The following is an 18,751-nucleotide window of genomic DNA, read 5'->3' as shown; positions in this document are numbered from 1 at the left end:
TATTGCAATATAACACGTCCTACAGTATAGCACGTACCACTCTCGGTTTGCAACCCGCTTTTTCCAGAGCTGCAACGATCTGATTCTTATGATCTGTTCCGAATGCCTCCATAGTGATCCGAAGTTCTACGGCTGCATTTCGGTTGGTACTTACAAACTGGTTATGATCCAGTTTGATAACATTACCCTGATTTTCAGCGATCACACTTGCAACACGTACCAGTTCACCTGGCTTATCCGGAATAAGTACAGATACAGTAAAGATACGGTCGCGTTGGATCAGCCCGTGCTGTACAACCGATGACATGGTGATCACATCCATATTTCCACCGCTTAAGATGGAAACGATCTTCTTATTCTTTACATCCAGATGACGGAGAGCTGCTACAGTAAGAAGTCCTGAGTTCTCTACGATCATCTTGTGGTTTTCTACCATATCCAGAAAAGCCACGATCAGCTCATCATCATCGATGGTAATGATATCGTCCAGATTTTCCTGGATATATGGGAAGATATTTTTTCCCGGAGTCTGTACTGCAGTACCATCTGCGATAGTATTTACGTGAGGAAGCGTTACGACCTCCCCTTTCTCCAGGGATGCCTTCATACATGCTGCGCCTGCCGGCTCAACACCGATGACTTTGATGTGTGGGTTCAGAAGCTTCGCAAGTGTGGAGACACCTGTAGCAAGTCCGCCCCCTCCGATCGGTACCAGAATGTAATCTACAAGCGGAAGTTCCTGTACGATCTCCATGGCGATAGTTCCCTGACCGGTTGCTACTGCCGGATCGTCAAATGGATGGATAAAGGTATATCCTTTTTCTTCTGCAAGGGCAAGTGCGTGTGCGCAGGCTTCGTCATACACGTCGCCGTGAAGGATAACCTCCGCACCGTAACTCTTGGTGCGCTCTACCTTGATCAGTGGTGTGGTAGTTGGCATGACAATGACTGCTTTTACTCCATATTTATGTGCAGCATAAGCAACACCCTGGGCATGATTTCCTGCAGATGCAGTGATCAGACCTTTGTTCCTCTCTTCGTCAGAAAGTGTGCTGATCTTGTAATATGCGCCACGCACCTTATATGCACCGGTACGCTGCATATTCTCTGGCTTCAGATAAACCTTATTTCCCGTCATATCTGAGAAATAACTGCTGTATATCAGCTTTGTTTCCTGTGTCACTTCTTTTACTTTTGCTGCCGCTTCCTCAAAGCTCTCTAATGTAAGCATTTGTATTTAGCTCCTTTCTTCTACGTCAAAGAGGGCGTTTACAAATGCGTCTGCATCAAATTTCTGCAGGTCATCGATACTTTCGCCTACTCCGATGTATTTTACTGGTATGTCAAGCTCAGACTGGATCGCTACTGCGATTCCGCCCTTGGCTGTACCATCAAGTTTGGTAAGAATGATTCCGGTAACGTTTGCGACCTCGGCAAACTGTCTTGCCTGGGAAAGCGCATTCTGGCCCGTGGTTCCGTCAAGAACTACCAGCGTTTCTAAATATGCTTCCGGATACTCACGTTCCAGAATACGGTAAATCTTGCGAAGCTCTTCCATAAGGTTTTTCTTATTATGAAGTCTTCCTGCGGTATCGCAGATCAGAATATCTGCATTTCTGGCTTTGGCTGCTGCCACTGCATCATAGACAACAGATGCCGGATCTGCTCCGTCCTGGCCGCCGATGATCTCAACGCCTGCACGGTTGGCCCACTGTGTCAGCTGCTCCCCGGCTGCCGCACGGAAGGTATCTGCAGCTCCGAGGATGACCTTTTTTCCCTGATCCTTTAATTTACCGGCCAGCTTGCCTACAGAGGTAGTCTTACCTACTCCATTGACACCGATCACAAGGATCACGGATTTCCGGTTCTCAAACTCATATTCTGTGCTTTCTACCTGCATCTGTTTTTTGATGCTGTCGATCAGAAGCTGTTTGCACTGGGACGGCTCCTTGATATGCTGCTCAGCAACCTGCTCCTTTAAATGCTCCAGAATGGAGGTGGTTGCGTTAATGCCGATATCTCCCATGATCAGGATCTCTTCCAGTTCTTCATAAAAATCATCATCAATACTGGAAAAACCGCTGAAAATGGAATCAAATCCGGCAACGATATTGTCTCGCGTTTTGGTAAGTCCACTTACCAGACGTTTAAAAAATCCTTTTTTTTCTTCTGCCATACTGATTCATCCCCTCTGCTACTGGGTAAGCTGGTTCTCTACTAAATCTACGGATACCAGCGTGGATACCCCTTTTTCCTGCATGGTAATTCCATAAAGCCTGTCTGCTGCATTCATGGTACCACGTCTATGTGTTATTATAATAAATTGTGTGTTCTTCGTCAACTTCTGAAGATATCCCGCAAAACGTCCTACATTGGAATCATCCAGTGCAGCCTCGATCTCATCCAGAAGACAGAATGGTGAAGGCTTCAGATTCTGGATCGCAAAAAGAAGTGCAATGGCTGTCAGTGCTTTTTCTCCACCGGAAAGCTGCATCATGTTCTGAAGTTTTTTTCCGGGCGGCTGGGAAATGATCCGGATCCCTGCCTCAAGGATATCCTCGTCTTCCGCAAGTTCCAGAGTTCCCCGGCCTCCGCCGAACAGTTCTTTGAAGGCTTTATCAAATTCTTTCTGGATCTCTCCGAATTTTTCGGTGAACTGCTTCCGCATGCCCTCATCCAACTCCTGGATGATCTGTTCCAGCGTTTTTTCCGCCTCCAAAAGATCGTTGTACTGACCGCTTAAGAACGTATGCCGTTCCAGAAGTTCTTTGTAATCCTCAATGGCATTGACGTTGACAGAGCCAAGAGCTCGGATCTCGTCCTTTAATTTATGGATCTGCTGCTTCATCACATGCCTGTCATTCATTTCTTCTTTCCTGTACTGCAAGGCATTATTCGGAGTGATCTCGTATTCTTCCCACATATAGGAAATCCTTGCTTCCCGGTTCTCTTCGATCTTTTCTGCCTGAGTCTTCAGTCGGAAGCATTCTTTGTCCAGAAGACTGATCTGGCCAGACAGCTCATCACGCTTTTCAAAAAACTCCTTATGGCTTTTTGTGCGCTCTTCCTTTTCCTGCTGCCATTTTTCCAGCTGTTTTGCAGCCGCCTCTTCTTTTGCGGCAAAGCCTTCGATCTCCTTACGGACCTTGTCGATCGTCTTTCTCTTTTCTGCAGTTTCCTGGCTGCCTTTTTCCAGAGAATCCAGAATTTCTTCCCTCTCTTTCGAAAGAACTTCGATCTCCTCTTTCAGACGCCGCAGATTTTCCTTTATGAAGCTTTCCTTCTGCTGGGATGCAGATGCGTCAAGACGAATCCTTTCCAGCTTCTCTGAAGTCTCCGCTTCGTCCTTTTTCCAGTCCTCCAGTTCCTTCTGCCGGGTCTCGATAAACGTTTCCAGCTCTTCCTCATCCCTTTTGGATGCTTCAAGTTCCTGCGTGATCTTTATGTTATCTGCCTGCATGTCTCTTGCCTGAAGACGGATCTCCTCCTGCTCCCTCTCAATCCTGGTATAACCGCCGCGGATCTCCTCCGCTTTTTTCTCCAGCTGTTCAATGTTCAACCTGGCTGTATTCTGCTGAATGGATTGTTCCTGAAATTTCTGCTGCAGCGCCGCCACAGCATCACGCATCTCATTTCTTCTGCTGCGGTTATCTTCCATGGACTGTCGGATCTCATGATACCCGGCTGCCAGCTCTTTTACCTTCTTTTCCAGTTCCTCGATCTCACGACGACGCCCAAGAAGATTGCTGTTGTTCTTAAAAGCTCCACCGGTCATGGAACCGCCTGGACTTAAGGATTCTCCCTCCAACGTTACCATACGGATACTGTGTCGGTATTTTCTGGCAATGGCAATAGCATGATCGATATGATCCACCACCAGCACTCTGCCAAGAAGATACCCGATCAGACCGTCATATTCCTTCTCTGCAGTTACCAGGCCACTGGCAAGACCAATAGCTCCCGGTTCGTTCAAAGCACCTCTCTGATTAAACTCGCCTCTTGAAGAAATGCTGTTTAACGGGAGAAAAGTCGCACGACCATACCGGTTTTTCTTCAGGAATTCGATCATCTGCTTAGCAGTCTGCTCGTTATCCGTAACGATATTCTGAATACTTCCGCCAAGAGCTGTCTCAATAGCGATCTCATAATTTTTTTCAACGTGAATGATATCCGCCACTACGCCACGGATCCCAGGAACATGATTCTTCTGTTCCATGACACGGCGGATACTGTTTCCATATCCATCATAACGTTCTGTGATATTGCGGAGGGATTCCAGTCTGGATGCCTCTCTATGATAGGACGTCTGTTCCTTTTCCAGCTGTGTATTCTGCTGTTTAAGGGTTTCCTGAATGGCATGTATCTCTTTTGTAAGACGGCTGCCTTCTTCTCTGGTTTCCTGAATGGCTTTCGTGATAGTGTCGTATTCCTTCTGTGCCTGATCGATCGCTGACTGCTGCTCCTCTTCCTGGGTTTTCAGGGAAAGGATCCTCTGACTGATTCCTGCTTTCCGGATATCCAGCTGCTCCTTCATGGCATCAAAACGCTGTGCCTTACCTTTGGTGTTTGCACGGGAATTAAGGATTTCAATGATCTCATTCTTACCATCTTCCACTGCCTGGGTGCATTCTTCGATGCTGCTCTGGATATTGTCCATTTTTTTCTGCTCGTCAGCAAGTTTTCTGTCGATCTCCCGTAAATTTGCCTGAAGATCTGCTTTTTGCTCTTCCAGAGCCTTCTGGTCTGCAGATTTTTTCTCCGTATCTTCCTGAACTGCTAAAAGACGGCTGCGATAATGACTGTCATTCTGCTCTCCTGCCAGGATCTGTTCATGAAGAACATTGATCTCACCGGACAGCTGTTGTTTACGGATAGCACGATCCCGGCTTTCTTCCCGCAACGCCTCCATCCGCTCATTCAGCTCTTCCAGTATTTTTTCCAGACGTTCATATTCATCCTTGGTACGACTATGAGCATCCTGGGCTTCTTTTAACTGATTTTCTGCGATCCTGGTTTTTTCTTCCAGCTCGCGGATCAGATTTCCGGTGTGTTCATATTCCAGGAGGAACATATTTATATCCAGCTCTTTCAGATTTTCTCTTTTTGCCAGATATATTTTTGCAGTCTCAGACTGACGTTCCAGCGGTTCCAGCTGCTTGGTCAGCTCACTTAAGATGTCCGTGACACGGACCAGATTCTGTTGTTCTTCCTCAAGCTTCTTCAGTGTGGTATTTTTTCGTCTTTTAAATTTGACGATCCCGGCTGCCTCGTCAAAAAGCTCTCGGCGTTCTTCGGGTTTTCCACTTAAGATCTTATCGATCTGACCCTGTCCGATGATGGAATATCCTTCTTTTCCGATACCGGTATCATAGAACATCTCATTGATGTCCTTTAAACGACAGGAGCTGCCGTTGATGCGGTATTCGCTCTCACCGGAACGATACAGTCTTCTGGTAACGGTTACTTCTTCAAAATCCACCGGGAGCTTGTGATCACTGTTATCAAGTGTAATAGCCACGGACGCAAAGCTCAGAGGCTTGCGAAGCTCCGTTCCTGAAAAGATAACATCCTGCATATTCCCGCCTCGAAGCTGCTTGGCGCTCTGTTCTCCCAGAACCCAGCGGACTGCATCGCCAACATTACTTTTTCCGCTGCCGTTAGGTCCTACGATGCCGGTGATCCCGTTATGAAATTCAAAATTTATTTTCTGTGCAAAGGATTTAAATCCCTGCACCTCTATATTTTTCAGATACATTGGCCACCTGCTGTTATTTTATACTGCGTATTGCCTCTAGAGCTGCAGCCTGTTCTGCTGCCTTTTTTGTATGGCCGATTCCGGTTCCCATACTTTTTCCATTGATCAGCGCCTCCACAGTAAAGCTCTTGCTGTGGTCCGGTCCCTCTTCTTTCAGAAGACGATATTCCACCGGATGATTTCCGCCTTCCTGTACCATTTCCTGAAGCACTGTCTTGCTGTCATAAAAAATCCTCTTATCCTCCAGATCGTTCAGGATAAATTTCATAACAAAAGCCTGTGCCGGTTCAAATCCACCGTCCAGATACATAGCCCCGATCAGAGATTCCAGGGCATCAGAAACGATGGAATCTCTTTTACGACCGCCCATCATTTCCTCACCTCTTCCAAGGAGGATAAACTCCGGAAGCCCGAATTCTCTTGCACAGTAGGCAAGACTCTTTTCACATACCATGCTGGCACGTTTCTTGGTCAACTCACCTTCCTGATTATTCCGGAATTTTTTGTACAAGAAATCACTGCTGATCAGCTCCAGCACCGCATCTCCAAGAAACTCCAGACGCTCATTGCATCCAAGCTTTCCAAGGTGTTTTTCGTTGGCATAGGAGCTGTGTGTCATTGCCTGCTCCAATAAAGATTTTGCGGTAAACTGGTATCCGATAGTCTGCTCCAGCTTTTTTAAATTATTTTCCATTTCTTCTTCCCTTCGTTACTCGGCGAAGAGTCTCCACTGCATCGCCGACAGTAACGATCTCCTCGGCTTCCTCCGGGGCGATACGAACATCAAAAGTTTCCTCCAGATCAATAAGAATCTGAAAAAAATCCAGAGAATCCACTCCCAGATCATCCACAAAGGTAGTTTTTTCTGTAATGGCATCCATATTTCTTCCCAGAGTTTTTTCGATGATGGTCTTCAGCATTTCCAGTTCCACGACTGTTCGCCTCCTGTTCTGTCTGTAATATTTCCGGCAATCCCGGTTTTATTTTTTTTCGCTTTTTTCTTCTGCCTGTGCTTTCTGCTCGGCTGCTATAAACTCCTCGATCTTTTCATTGATCTTCTCTTCCTTAAACTGCTCGCACTGAAAGATCGCATGACGGATTTCTACGCTTTTGGCACTTCCGTGGCTTTTGACCACAAGACCTTTCAGACCAAGAAGCGGTGCTCCGCCATATTCACTGGCATCAAATGATTTTAAGGTTTCCTTAAGAGCAGGTTTTACCATCAGAGCTCCCATTTTACTGCGAATGTTTGTCATCATACCTTTTTTGATCATAGATATCAGAGTAGCTCCAACACCTTCATAAAGCTTGAGGATCACATTTCCTACAAAAGCTTCACAGACTACTACATCTGCATAACCTGACGGGATATCTCTCGCCTCAATACTTCCGATGAAATTGATATCCTTACATGCTTTTAACAGAGGGAAGGTAGCCTTTACCAGCGCATTGCCCTTTTCTTCCTCAGCACCGTTATTAACGATAGCAACTCTTGGTTTCTTAATACCCACTACATTTTCCATATAGATGGAACCCATCTGCGCAAACTGTACCAGATGATCTGGTCTCGCATCTACATTGGCACCACAGTCGATCAGAAGGGAAACGCCCTTTGCCGTAGGGATCAGCGGAGCAAGAGGTGGTCTCCGGATCCCTTTGATCCTGCCTACGATCACCTGGCCTCCTACCAGTACCGCACCGGTGCTTCCGGAGGAAACAAAGGCATCGGCCTCCTGTTTTTTTACAAGATTTAATCCCACTACAATAGAGGAATCTTTCTTTTTCTGGATAGCCATGACCGGAGGTTCCGCAGTCTCGATCACCTGAGACGCATGCACCACACGGATCCTGTCCTTAGGATAATCCGGGTATTTCCGAAGCTCTGCTTCGATCACATCCTGTACTCCTGTAAGGATGACCTGGATGTTCTCTTTTTCTTTCACAGCTTCCACTGCGGCTTTTACCGGTTCCTCGGGAGCATTGTCACCACCCATTGCATCTACAACGACTTTTACCATTTCTGACATATGTTGTCCTTTCTCTGTCCGAAATCTTTTCGGAATGCATATGGTACACTGTAGTGAAAATCCTCATACACATCCGTATAAGGATTTTCATTGCAGAGTACCAAAAGTTAAGCGGATATTCGAAATCCGCATTCGCTACCTACTCATAACCGAATAACTGCTTTGCAGTTTATCCGGTTAACGTACCGTTATTTATGATACTAGAGTTTTGCCTGAGAAGTCAATATCTTTTACTCTTTCTGATTTTCAATCTGCTCTGCAAGATCATTTAAATATACCCAGCGATCCATTTTTTCGTCCAGCTTCTGCTGGATTTCCTGCTGCTCGTCGGAAAGCTCCCGGAGTTTTCCCGCATTTGTGGCATTGGCAGCCATCTCTTTGTCAATCTGCTCCAGACGTTCTTCCAATGCTGCAATGTCATCGTCAATAGTGTCAAATTCTTTCTGTTCTTTATAGGTGAATTTCAGTTTCTGTTTCCGGTTCTGTTTCCAGGTATCTGCAGCGGATTTCTTTTTCTCAGGCTCAGCTGTTTCTCCCTGTACTGTACCGCCATTCATATCTGAACGCGTTTCCAGAGACTGTCCCTTTCTTTCCTTTGCTTCCAGATAATCCGTATAACCGCCCTCATACTGGACAAGCCGGCCATCTCCCTCAAATGCCATAATACGGTTCACCACATTATCCAGGAAATAGCGGTCATGGGACACCGTGATCACGATGCCGGAAAAAGAATCCAGATAGTCCTCAAGAATGGTCATGGTGGGAATATCAAGATCATTTCCGGGCTCATCAAGAAGAAGAACATTTGGCGCCTCCATCAGAACCTTCAGAAGATACAGTCTTCGCTTCTCACCTCCGGAAAGCTTCTCCACCGGAGTGTACTGCATGGCCGGATCAAAAAGAAATCTCTCAAGCATCTGGGAAGCTGTGATCCTTCCTTCTTTTGTCGGAACATATTCCGCCACCTCACGGATATAATCGATCACCCGCTGTCTTCCATCCATATCCGGAACGTTTTGGGCAAGATACCCGATACGGATCGTTTCTCCGATCTGAATCTCTCCGGAATCCGGCAAGATCAGTCCATCTGCCATTTTAAGAAGTGTGGACTTACCGCAGCCATTTGGTCCGATGATCCCGAGACGCTGATCACGAAGAACAATATGATCAAAATCATTGATCAAAAGACGACCTTCGATGGTTTTACTTACATGATGAAACTCTATGGTTTTCTTTCCCATACGGGTCTCAATGGAATCCATTTCCACATTCTGCTCTTTCAGCGGGGTTTTTCCCGCCTTCAGTGCTTCCAAACGGTCAAGCCTTGCTCTCTGTTTTGTACTTCTGGCACGGCAGCCTCTTGCTGCCCATTCCAGTTCCATCCGAAGTACACTGCGGCGCTTCCGGTCACTGGCAAGCTCCATTTCCTCTCTCTGCGCTTTCAGCTCCAGAAATCTGGAATAATCTCCTGCATAGGAATATAATTTTCCGTGGCTGATCTCCAGGATCCGGTTTGCCACACGATCCAAGAAATAACGGTCATGAGTGACCATGATCACCGTCCCACGAAAATTCCGGAGAAAATCTTCCAGCCATATGACCATTTCTCCGTCCAGATGATTGGTAGGCTCATCCAGGATCAGAATGTCAGCTGGATTTAAAAGCATCCTTGCCAGCGCCACTCTTTTCTTTTCACCACCGGAAAGATTATCCATATTAATATTCTGATCGGTAATACCAAGTGTATTCAGCATGCGTCTGGCCTCACTTTCGGTACTCCAGTCCTTCTGCCATTTGCCTTCTGCCACATAGTCCAGAATGGTCATATGCTGCGGAAATTCCGGAGTCTGGGGAAGCCAGCTGATCCGGATCCCGTTCTGGGTGATCACCTGCCCTTCGTCCGGTTCTTCCTCTCCAGCGATCACGCGGAGCAAAGTAGTTTTACCGGTTCCGTTTACACCGATGATACCTATTTTTTCTCCCTGATCGATGCCGCAGGAGATATCATCAAATATCACCTTATCTCCAAAAATTTTGTGGATATGTTCTATATTAAGAATGTTCATGCGCATTTTCTCCGTTTTTTTCCAAAGTATATAAAAATCATTTCCATGATAGCGAATTTCCACGATTCCGTCAAGAATCACTGTTATGACAGGGGAAAGGGCTGTACCTCGAATCTGGAAGTACAGCCCTCTTGGGGGATTGTTTTTTATCTGGATCTTGGTCAACAGTTTCTGGTGTCGCCAGCTGCTGCCATTATTTTTCGTATATCCACCGCCTTTCGTATCTTTTGACGCTATTGTAAAAAAAATAGCAGGAAATGACAACAGACCTGTGACAAAATGACAGTTTCCATGAAATATGACATTTTTATTTTAAATATCTGCTAAAAGCACGTTTATCCCTGATAATTTTCTACACAATACGTCATTTCAGGCCAAAATCCGATATTGGATATACATAAAAGTTATGATATACTATTTTTACTACTCTTTTATAAACCGGAGGTTATATTATTTTGAATATTGCAATTATTGATGACATCTCAACGGATGCAGAAACCCTGAAGAATATCGCTGTTTCCTATTTTGAGAAAAAACAGATCCGGGCAGAAATCTGTCATTTTTCCAGCGCAGAAGAATTTTTTGAAGATTATCAGCCCGGAAAATTTCAGATCCTGTTCCTGGATATTTATATGGACGGAATGACAGGTATGGAAGCTGCGCGCAGGATCCGAAGACAGTCCGATAACTGCATCCTTGTTTTTGTCACTACCAGCAGTGATTTCGCTGTGGAAAGCTATGATGTAGGAGCCTCCTATTATCTTCTGAAACCATTTCAGCCAGAAAAACTCTGTTCCATTCTGGATTCCTTTCAATCCAGGCATTTACTGGCATCCCGTTACATTGAAGTCGTTTCTGACCGGGTTCCCATCCGGGTCCCTCTGCGCAGTATTTTATATGCAGATACATTCCGAAATGCAGTGTGCCTTCATACCGACGCCGGTCCGGTCCGGTCTTATCTTACCTTTCACAAATTTGAGGAGCAGATCCGGGACTGTCCCAATTTTCTCTCCTGTTACCGTGGCTGTGTCGTCAATATGGACCGTATACAGGAAGCTTCTGAAGAAGGCTTTCTTCTGGACAACGGGGAGGTCGTCCAGATCCGGAAACGTGGCTCTTCTGCTATCCGTAAAGCCTATCTTCAGTATCTCTTTGCGTCAGATGAAGAAATATCTCAGCTTTAAAAATGCCATTTTCAGACTGAAAATCCGCAAACCCTCCATAACGTGCCGCAATTTCCATGATCGACGCAGTTCCGATCCCCTGTCCGGAATGCTTACCTGAAAAAAATCCTGTTTTATTTCTGCGTAAGGGATCTGTGCAGCTGTTTTCTTCTTTTATAAGAAGTTTATTATTTCTGGTACGTATCTGTACACGGACAAATCTGGAACTGCCTTTCGGACAAAGCTGTGCCGCTTCTATGGCATTTTCCAGAAGATTTCCAAAGAGACGACAAAAATCTGTATCCTGGATCCCTGTTTTTTCCGGTGCCTCTACCTGACACTGAAAAACGATCCCGTTTTTTCTGCATAGTTCTTCATAATAATGTAAGATCGCATCGGCAACCTGATTTTTACAGTAAGAATGATAGGTCAAACGTTCCTGGAATTCACGGGTATACCGGCAAAGGTATTTCTGCATTTCTCCATACTGCTCACGTTCCAGTAATGCAGACAGAACACGAAGGTGCTGACGCATATCATGACGGACACGGCTGGTTTCTTCCATCTGTTCTTTTAATCGGTCGTAATGATTTTTCTGGGCAAGGAGACGAAGTTCAGTCTGATGACTATATACCTCATAAGTCAGACTGATCTTATATGCTTCTGACAGGTCTCTCCACAGAACACAGCCAAACGCAGCTGTCAGTATCAGCCCACCTGTCTCCGGGAAACCTCCTCCCAAAATCGGCTCATAAAGATACCCTATCCGATCTGCCACAAGGGAACAGGCATAAATCGTTGTTCCCACCAAAACGATCTTTCCATATCTGCAATCTGTTTCTCCAAAAGTATTGAGCAGCATATAGATCGCTGCCACCCATTTGACTGCCTCACTGATCCAGACAACATCATAAAGAAGCCTGGCTGAAGGAAGTATATCCGCAAAAATCTCCAGAAAGAAAGCTACTACGATCCAGAGATCGATCAAAAGAAACAGATATATGCCCCTTTTTTTTCCTATAATACAATCCTCAAGCCGGATCATGCAGGAAAGGATCAGATAATAGATCATAGTTTCCAGGGCATACCAGGGCTTTGTGGGAAGAAGAAAAGAATTATGTACCAGGGAGCATAACGAATATCCTGCCACACAGAGACAGACCAGATTAAAAATAGCAAATTCTTTTGTCCTGGTTCTGACATGTACCATAAGAGTCCCAAACATGATACAGATACAGAACGCAATGGCACAGCCGCTTCCGAGTACCCGCAGTCCTCTCTGTATGCTTACACGAACCGGAGATCCCAAAACCGGAATAGCCTGGATTCCGGGTCTGATATGGCTTTTGTCTGCTACTGCTATGACAATCTCCACAACCCCGGATCCCTGAAACGTAAAAACACGGTTCATGATCCGGTCCATATAGGTTTTTTCGTCAGGATCCCCCACTTCCCCGGCCAGTTCTCCATTGATATAGATTCGGTATGCGGAAAAAACCTCCGCCATAGATATCGCCCAGATTTTTTCCTCTTCGGGCAGGATCAGAAACATCCGGTATGTCCCACATCCATACGTAGAAGCCTCTTTATTCCCCAGTTCCATTTCATTACGTTCTCCGATCGAAATATAACAACTGTAATATCCTGGATCCTTTTTCAGCATCTCAGGTGTAAGCAGCTTTCCCGGAAAATATTGCCATTCCCTGGCAAGATAATGTAGCTTTGCCGCCGCATCTTTATCATCCAGACAAAGGATTCCCTGAATGGGCTGCTCGCCTTTCGCTGTATATTCATTATTTATGAGATACATCATAAAAAAAGCAGTCATAGATAACACCACAGTAAGTCCAAAGATCAGGGTCCATTGCCTACTTTTCTCCTTTATGACTGTCACCTCGCTTTCCGGATCTGCTTCGGATTCCTACGATCAGCACTGTTATCATTGTTGCTGTCGTCAGGACTGCCACTGCAAAAGGATTCTCTTCTATATCATCTATTTTCCGACCTCTTACGCAGAAGATTCCTGTCTCGTCCGTGTCAACGATCAGAAGATCCTGCTTTTTATCCAGGAATGTCTTTAGTTTTCTTCCTCTGGAATCCGTAATTTCCATAGTTTCCGGACCTCCGTTGGGAAACATCGCTTTTACCGGTATCATGATCCGGCTCCCCGGAATATCCGTGATCTTCTGAGTGCCTTTATAGATCTTTATTTCATATGAATGATTGGAAACCTTTTGTACCAGTGCCTGTATTGTACCATTCTCTGCTACCTTCCAACTTTGTGCCACAGAAGCAGGGATACGAAGACTGATTCCTTCTTTTTCAAAATTTATATCTCCCATATATTTCAGGATCAGATCCAGACGTTTTCCACTGATCACAGTCCATTTTTCAGTAACAACTTCTGTTACCTTTCTGGCCGGCTGCTGCACTTCAGGTTCAGCCCGTACAGTTCTCGCGTTATAAATCATACCGACACACAGCGCAATAACTTCAAGTATCAACCAAAAACCATATCGTATTGTTTTTTGCAGATTATACATATCTGGTCATCCCCATTACATATGTTTCATCTATCTGCATCCAGAATACCTCTTTTTCAGCTTTCAGGCAATCAAATCTATACGTAATAAATCGACATCTTTCGAACAAAACAAAGGTGCTGATCACTGCTATTACACAGAATCAGCACCTTTTCATATATCGTTATTTCTTTTTCTGCATACCTGGAAATCGCCGAAAATAATAGATGACAAACAGTACCGCAGTAATTATCCAGGACACCGGATAACTGAGCATGATACTGTCGATCCCCGGATGAGATCTTACAAAGGCAAACAACCAGATGATACGTAAAAGACAGACCCCTCCACAGGTCAGGATCATAGGAACCAGTACTCTTCCGGCACCACGCAGCGCTCCGGAAAGAATTCCGATCACAACATAAATAGCATAGGACGGAATCAGGAAACGGATCATATGCACCCCAATGTCTACAACCACCTGATCGGTTGTAAACAAATGGTAGATCGGATTTGCGAACAGAATAAGTGCTCCGCTTACAATAAACGCCGAAATGTATGCCATCACCATACAGACGCGGACACTTTTTCGCATGCGGTGGTATTTTCCGGCACCATAATTCTGTCCCACAAAGGTGGTAATTGAGATGGCAAAAGCATTGCATACCATCCAGAACACCGCATCAATCTTTCCCATAGTTCCCCAGGCTGCCACTGTGTCAGTCCCCAGTTCATTGACAAAAATCTGAATGGTGAGATTGGCAATATTATACATCACCGATTCCAGTCCTGCCGGAAGTCCAATCCTGAGAACTGCCCCCAAAGACCGGAGATCAAAACGGATCTCATGAAATTCCAGACGATAAATATCCTCTGCGCGCATCAGGAACCAGGTTACAAGGATGGCACTGACTGCCTGGCAGCTGACTGTTGCAAGTGCAACACCGAGGACTCCCATATGGAAGATCACTACAAATACAACATCCAGCAAAATATTCAACAAACAGGTAATGATCAGCACATAGAGCGGTCTTTTGGAATCTCCTACCGCTCTTAGGATACTGGATACCATGTTGTAGACCAGATTGAAAAATGTTCCCGCAAAATAGATATGCAGGTACAGCACAGAATCGGGAATTACTTCTGCCGGTGTTTTCATCAGGTGAAGGATCGGCTCAGCCAGGATAAAACCTGCTGTTCCCACAATAATACTGGCAGCCAGGCAGAAGATCATGGATGTGTGAAGTGCTTTTTTAAGGTTTTTGTGGTCTTTCGCTCCGTAAAACTGAGAAATCACTACAGACGCACCGGAACATAAACCTACAAAAAAACCTACGATGAGATTCACGATCATACTGGATGAGCCTCCTACTGCTGCCAATGCTTCTTTTCCCACAAAGCGGCCTACTACAACTGTATCGGCAGTATTGTAGATCTGCTGGAACAGAGTTCCAAACAAGATCGGAAAAAAGAATATCAGAAGCTGCTTCCAGATCACACCCTCTGTGATCTGGTTCACGGCGGTATTTTTCTGATTCTTGTTCTGTTTCATATTTTTTTATTTCCCCCCAGAGTATAAAAAAAGCCGGTATACTTATCTCAGCATACCAGACTCTTTTCGCATCATATATTGACTGTCTAATTAAAATTAGTCCTCAACTTTGATGATTTCCTTCTTATTGTAGCTTCCGCAAGCTTTGCAAACTCTGTGTGGCATCATAAGTGCTCCACATTTGCTACATTTAACAAGGTTCATAGCGCTCATTTTCCAGTTCGCTCTTCTCTTGTCACGTCTAGCTTTGGAAGATTTGTTCTTAGGACAAATGGACATAGGTTACACCTCCTTAAATTTACTGAATATATCACTGATAGCTGCCATGCGGGGATCCTTAGGCTCCTCCTTGCATCCGCAGGGACCTTCGTTCAGGTTCTTCCCGCAGCGGCTGCAGATACCTTTACAGTCTTCTTTACATAAGACCTTTAAAGGCCAGCATATCAATACCTCAAGATAGACCAACCGGTCCACATCCAGGTTCATACCTGTGAGATAGCTGCTTTCATCCAGATCATTGACACGCTCTTCATCAGAAAGCTTCATATCGAGCTTCTTCTTAAATTCCAGCGGTATCTCGACGGCTACTGTCTCAAGACAGCGGTCACATGGAATGCCCACTGTGATCTTACCAGTTCCTGTAAGCTCAAGAACCTTATCACCGGTATTGGTGATCGTAAGCTCTACCGGTTCCTTCGCAAGTACCGGAAAACTTCCCATCTGAAAATCAATCTTCTCCAGTTCAGGAGCAACTGATTCCTGGATCGTCTTGCCATCACAGGAAGAAATGTCTAATAAATGAATCTGCATAAGTCTCTCCTATCCACACTCAATCCATTATACATATGGTCTTGTGATTTGTCAACGTTATTTTCGGGAAAATATTACATTTTTTTAATTTTTTGTTACTGTTGGCTTAATCAGAAATTCGGGGTAAATTACGGGGGTGGACCTTTAATTGTCCGCCCCCCGAATGTATACTGCTGATCCACAGTAATATATAATTCTGCCTGATTACCGATCATGCCCGAACGGTTCTGTACCGGTACTGAAACAGCTGATTATACCAGTGCTACAGTCTCACGGCAGATTGCAAGCTCCTCGTTTGTCGGGATAACTGCAACCTTAACCTTGGAGTCCGGTGTGGAGATCACGATTTCCTCGCCACGATGTCCGTTAGCATCTTTGTCAAGTGTTACGCCAAGGTATCCGAGATAGCTGACAACCTTCTCACGTACCGGGATCGCATTCTCACCGATACCTGCTGTGAAGACGATCGCGTCAACACCATTCATTGCTGCAACATATCCGCCTACGAATTTAGCGATGCTATAGCAGAGAACGTCGATGGCATTAGCTGCATCCTCGTTTCCGCCTTCAGCTGCCTCGTTGAGGTCACGGAAGTCGCTGGAAAGTCCGCCGGAAAGTCCGAGAAGACCAGATTTCTTGTTGAGTACATTCATAACGCCCTCAATGTCCAGGTTCTCTTTCTTAGCAATGAACTCCATGATAGCCGGATCGATGTTACCGGAACGAGTTCCCATAACAACACCTTCAAGTGGTGTAAGACCCATTGTTGTATCTACACATTTGCCATTTACAACTGCGCTGATGGAAGATCCGTTTCCAAGGTGGCAGACGATAACTTTGGAGTTGTCTTTGTCAAGGCCAAGGAAATCAACAGCTCTCTTGGATACGAAGCTGTGGGATGTTCCGTGGAAACCGTATCTTCTTACTTTATATTTCTTGTAGAAGTCAAGCGGAAGTCCATAGAGATATGCTTTAGCAGGCATTGTCTGATGGAAAGCGGTATCAAATACGCCTACCTGTGGTACGCCTGGCATAAGCTCTGCACATACACGGATACCAATGAGGTTAGCCGGGTTGTGGAGCGGTGCAAGGTCATTGCACTCTTCTACTGCTTTGATCATCTCGTCTGTGATCACTGCAGAAGAAGCAAATTTCTCGCCTCCGTGTACGACACGATGTCCAATCGCATTAACCTCTTTAAGGCTTCCGATCGCACCTGTTTTATCGTTTGTAAGAGCATCCAGTACCATCTGGATTGCTTCTTTATGTGTTGGCATAGCTGCCTCTGTGATCTCTTTGTCACATCCGGCTTTCTGATATACCAGTCTTCCGTCAATACCGATTCTCTCGCAGAGACCCTTTGCAAGTACATTCTCTGTCTCAGAATCGATTAACTGATATTTTAATGAAGAACTTCCACAGTTGATAACTAATACGTTCATGATTTAACTCTCCTGATCTTTTAATAATTATTTATCCTCTGCCTGGCACTGTACTGCTGTGATCGCTACAACACCTACGATATCATCTGCAGAGCATCCGCGAGACAGGTCGTTTACAGGTTTTGCGATACCCTGTGTAACAGGTCCGTATGCTTCTGCTTTACCAAGACGCTGAGCAAGCTTGTATCCGATGTTACCTGCATCAAGGTCAGGGAATACCAGTACGTTAGCTTTACCTGCTACTTCGCTTCCCGGTGCTTTGGATGCGCCTACGCTTGGAACGATAGCTGCATCAAGCTGGAACTCTCCGTCAAGTTTAAGCTCCGGATGCTCCTCTTTGGCAATTCTTGTAGCCTCTACGACTTTATCTACGTCAGGATGCTTTGCACTTCCCTTAGTGGAGTGGGAAAGCATAGCTACGATCGGCTCCTCCTGAACAAGAAGCTTAAAGGACTCAGCAGAAGATGCTGCGATCGCAGAAAGCTCATCCGGAGTCGGGTTCTGGTTCAGACCGGAATCAGCAAATACGAATGCACCGTTTGCACCATACTCGCAATCCGGAACAACGATCAGGAAGAATGCGGATACAAGCTTGGTTCCCGGTTTTGTCTTCAGGATCTGAAGGCATGGACGAAGTGTATCTGCTGTAGAATGGCATGCACCGGATACCATACCGTCTGCATCCCCCATCTTAACCATCATTACGCCATAGTATGGGTACTGAGTATGAAGGATCTCTTTCGCTTTCTCAGGTGTCATTCCCTTCTTTGCTCTCAGCTCTACAAATTTATCAATATATGCCTGAGTTCTGTCAGATTTCTCCGGATCTACGATCTGTGCACCGGAAATATCAAAGCCGCCCTCTGCAGCTTTCTTGTTGATCTCTTCCTCATTACCGATGAGGATGATCTTTGCAACTCCCTCTTTCAGAATCTTGTCAGTTGCCTCAAGAGTTCTCATATCCTCTGTCTCTGGCAGTACAATTGTTTTTACGCTTTCTTTTGCTCTTTTTTTAAGCAGTTCAACAAATCCCATGATTAAATGGCTCCTTTCTTGATGTAACAAAAACGCTAGTGTCTGTTCGGGCACTACACTATGTTTATTATACCCCCTTACCCTTTTCTTTTCAAGCGTTTCATTGTCAGAAAATGGCTATACTGCGTATTTTTTGAAGTGCAATTGTTACTGTTTACCGACAATGTTCTGCGATGTGTTTTTTGTGGATAAAGATCACAGATGGCCCGAGGATTTCGGCGCATAATTATAAATTTGCGTGATTTCTGTATCTCACAAAGGGTGTTGCTGGGCCCAGAGCGGACAGCAGCATTCGGGTTTATGGCAGCAAAACAGATTTCGAATGCCGCTTAACTTTTTACATTGCTTATGTTAAAATAGCACCATTATTATAATATAA

The 18,751-nt window shown here is 45.2% G+C and carries 15 protein-coding genes; 1 reads left to right on the top strand and 14 read right to left on the bottom strand.

What is annotated here, in order from left to right:
* Positions 1–19 precede the first annotated feature (19 nt).
* The 7 genes from ilvA to LI091_RS00405 all read right to left on the bottom strand — a co-directional run bounded on the left by ilvA (position 20) and on the right by LI091_RS00405 (position 9,848).
* Complete coding sequence (ilvA, locus tag LI091_RS00435; RefSeq protein WP_015525229.1) at positions 20–1,231, bottom strand: threonine ammonia-lyase; 1,212 nt, start codon at positions 1,229–1,231, stop codon at positions 20–22.
* A 6-nt stretch (positions 1,232–1,237) separates the two neighbouring features.
* Entirely contained in the window at positions 1,238–2,176 is a 939-nt protein-coding gene (gene ftsY / locus LI091_RS00430; RefSeq protein WP_015525230.1) for a signal recognition particle-docking protein FtsY, read from the bottom strand.
* Between the two features lie 18 nt (positions 2,177–2,194).
* Positions 2,195–5,755: a chromosome segregation protein SMC gene (smc, locus tag LI091_RS00425; RefSeq protein ID WP_022427035.1), complete on the bottom strand. Its 3,561-nt coding sequence runs from the start codon at positions 5,753–5,755 to the stop codon at positions 2,195–2,197.
* A 13-nt stretch (positions 5,756–5,768) separates the two neighbouring features.
* Positions 5,769–6,449: a ribonuclease III gene (gene rnc / locus LI091_RS00420; protein ID WP_022427036.1), complete on the bottom strand. Its 681-nt coding sequence runs from the start codon at positions 6,447–6,449 to the stop codon at positions 5,769–5,771.
* Positions 6,439–6,687 carry an acyl carrier protein gene (locus LI091_RS00415; RefSeq protein WP_021652554.1) on the bottom strand — a complete coding sequence of 83 codons (249 nt, stop codon included), beginning with the start codon at positions 6,685–6,687 and terminating at the stop codon, positions 6,439–6,441. Before LI091_RS00415 ends, rnc begins: the two co-directional genes overlap by 11 nt.
* Positions 6,688–6,735: 48 nt before the next feature.
* Positions 6,736–7,782, bottom strand: a complete 1,047-nt coding sequence (gene plsX, locus LI091_RS00410; protein WP_021652553.1) for a phosphate acyltransferase PlsX — start codon at positions 7,780–7,782, stop codon at positions 6,736–6,738.
* A 230-nt stretch (positions 7,783–8,012) separates the two neighbouring features.
* Positions 8,013–9,848 carry an ABC-F family ATP-binding cassette domain-containing protein gene (locus tag LI091_RS00405; protein WP_022427037.1) on the bottom strand — a complete coding sequence of 612 codons (1,836 nt, stop codon included), beginning with the start codon at positions 9,846–9,848 and terminating at the stop codon, positions 8,013–8,015.
* Between the two features lie 455 nt (positions 9,849–10,303).
* Here LI091_RS00405 and LI091_RS00400 point away from each other — a divergent pair, with 455 nt between their 5' ends.
* The gene (locus LI091_RS00400) at positions 10,304–11,032 is read left to right on the top strand and encodes a LytR/AlgR family response regulator transcription factor (RefSeq protein WP_022427038.1); all 729 of its coding nucleotides are present in this window, start codon (positions 10,304–10,306) and stop codon (positions 11,030–11,032) included.
* Here LI091_RS00400 and LI091_RS00395 read toward each other — a convergent pair.
* The 7 genes from LI091_RS00395 to pta all read right to left on the bottom strand — a co-directional run bounded on the left by LI091_RS00395 (position 10,971) and on the right by pta (position 18,372).
* Positions 10,971–12,839 carry a sensor histidine kinase gene (locus LI091_RS00395; RefSeq protein ID WP_265190659.1) on the bottom strand — a complete coding sequence of 623 codons (1,869 nt, stop codon included), beginning with the start codon at positions 12,837–12,839 and terminating at the stop codon, positions 10,971–10,973. The two genes, LI091_RS00400 and LI091_RS00395, sit on opposite strands and share 62 nt — an antisense overlap.
* 40 nt (positions 12,840–12,879) lie before the next feature.
* The gene (locus LI091_RS00390; RefSeq protein ID WP_015525237.1) at positions 12,880–13,554 is read right to left on the bottom strand and encodes a hypothetical protein; all 675 of its coding nucleotides are present in this window, start codon (positions 13,552–13,554) and stop codon (positions 12,880–12,882) included.
* 163 nt (positions 13,555–13,717) lie between these two features.
* A complete protein-coding gene (locus tag LI091_RS00385) occupies positions 13,718–15,085 on the bottom strand; it encodes an MATE family efflux transporter (protein WP_021652545.1) in 1,368 nt (455 codons plus the stop codon).
* A 96-nt stretch (positions 15,086–15,181) separates the two neighbouring features.
* Positions 15,182–15,364 carry a 50S ribosomal protein L32 gene (gene rpmF, locus LI091_RS00380; protein WP_015525241.1) on the bottom strand — a complete coding sequence of 61 codons (183 nt, stop codon included), beginning with the start codon at positions 15,362–15,364 and terminating at the stop codon, positions 15,182–15,184.
* Between the two features lie 3 nt (positions 15,365–15,367).
* A complete protein-coding gene (locus LI091_RS00375; RefSeq protein WP_015525242.1) occupies positions 15,368–15,895 on the bottom strand; it encodes a YceD family protein in 528 nt (175 codons plus the stop codon).
* Positions 15,896–16,146: 251 nt separating this feature from the next.
* Positions 16,147–17,337 carry an acetate/propionate family kinase gene (locus tag LI091_RS00370; RefSeq protein WP_021652542.1) on the bottom strand — a complete coding sequence of 397 codons (1,191 nt, stop codon included), beginning with the start codon at positions 17,335–17,337 and terminating at the stop codon, positions 16,147–16,149.
* Between the two features lie 27 nt (positions 17,338–17,364).
* Positions 17,365–18,372, bottom strand: a complete 1,008-nt coding sequence (gene pta, locus LI091_RS00365) for a phosphate acetyltransferase (protein WP_015525244.1) — start codon at positions 18,370–18,372, stop codon at positions 17,365–17,367.
* Positions 18,373–18,751 lie beyond the last annotated feature (379 nt).

Origin of the sequence: Blautia sp. MSK20_18, from assembly GCF_020553125.1 — a bacterium.
GTDB classification, from domain to species: domain Bacteria; phylum Bacillota; class Clostridia; order Lachnospirales; family Lachnospiraceae; genus Blautia_A; species Blautia_A fusiformis.
This window is presented reverse-complemented; position numbering and strand designations above follow the sequence as displayed.

Excerpts from the sequence above, each read along its gene's own strand:
- LI091_RS00405 (WP_022427037.1), bottom strand. The coding sequence starts at position 9,848 with ATGAACATTCTTAATATAGAACATATCCACAAAATTTTTGGAGATAAG.
- plsX (WP_021652553.1), bottom strand. The coding sequence starts at position 7,782 with ATGTCAGAAATGGTAAAAGTCGTTGTAGATGCAATGGGTGGTGACAAT.
- LI091_RS00370 (WP_021652542.1), bottom strand. The coding sequence starts at position 17,337 with ATGAACGTATTAGTTATCAACTGTGGAAGTTCTTCATTAAAATATCAG.
- LI091_RS00385 (WP_021652545.1), bottom strand. The coding sequence starts at position 15,085 with ATGAAACAGAACAAGAATCAGAAAAATACCGCCGTGAACCAGATCACA.
- LI091_RS00375 (WP_015525242.1), bottom strand. The coding sequence starts at position 15,895 with ATGCAGATTCATTTATTAGACATTTCTTCCTGTGATGGCAAGACGATC.
- rnc (WP_022427036.1), bottom strand. The coding sequence starts at position 6,449 with ATGGAAAATAATTTAAAAAAGCTGGAGCAGACTATCGGATACCAGTTT.
- pta (WP_015525244.1), bottom strand. The coding sequence starts at position 18,372 with ATGGGATTTGTTGAACTGCTTAAAAAAAGAGCAAAAGAAAGCGTAAAA.
- rpmF (WP_015525241.1), bottom strand. The coding sequence starts at position 15,364 with ATGTCCATTTGTCCTAAGAACAAATCTTCCAAAGCTAGACGTGACAAG.
- ftsY (WP_015525230.1), bottom strand. The coding sequence starts at position 2,176 with ATGGCAGAAGAAAAAAAAGGATTTTTTAAACGTCTGGTAAGTGGACTT.
- LI091_RS00390 (WP_015525237.1), bottom strand. The coding sequence starts at position 13,554 with ATGTATAATCTGCAAAAAACAATACGATATGGTTTTTGGTTGATACTT.
- LI091_RS00395 (WP_265190659.1), bottom strand. The coding sequence starts at position 12,839 with ATGACTGCTTTTTTTATGATGTATCTCATAAATAATGAATATACAGCG.
- ilvA (WP_015525229.1), bottom strand. The coding sequence starts at position 1,231 with ATGCTTACATTAGAGAGCTTTGAGGAAGCGGCAGCAAAAGTAAAAGAA.
- smc (WP_022427035.1), bottom strand. The coding sequence starts at position 5,755 with ATGTATCTGAAAAATATAGAGGTGCAGGGATTTAAATCCTTTGCACAG.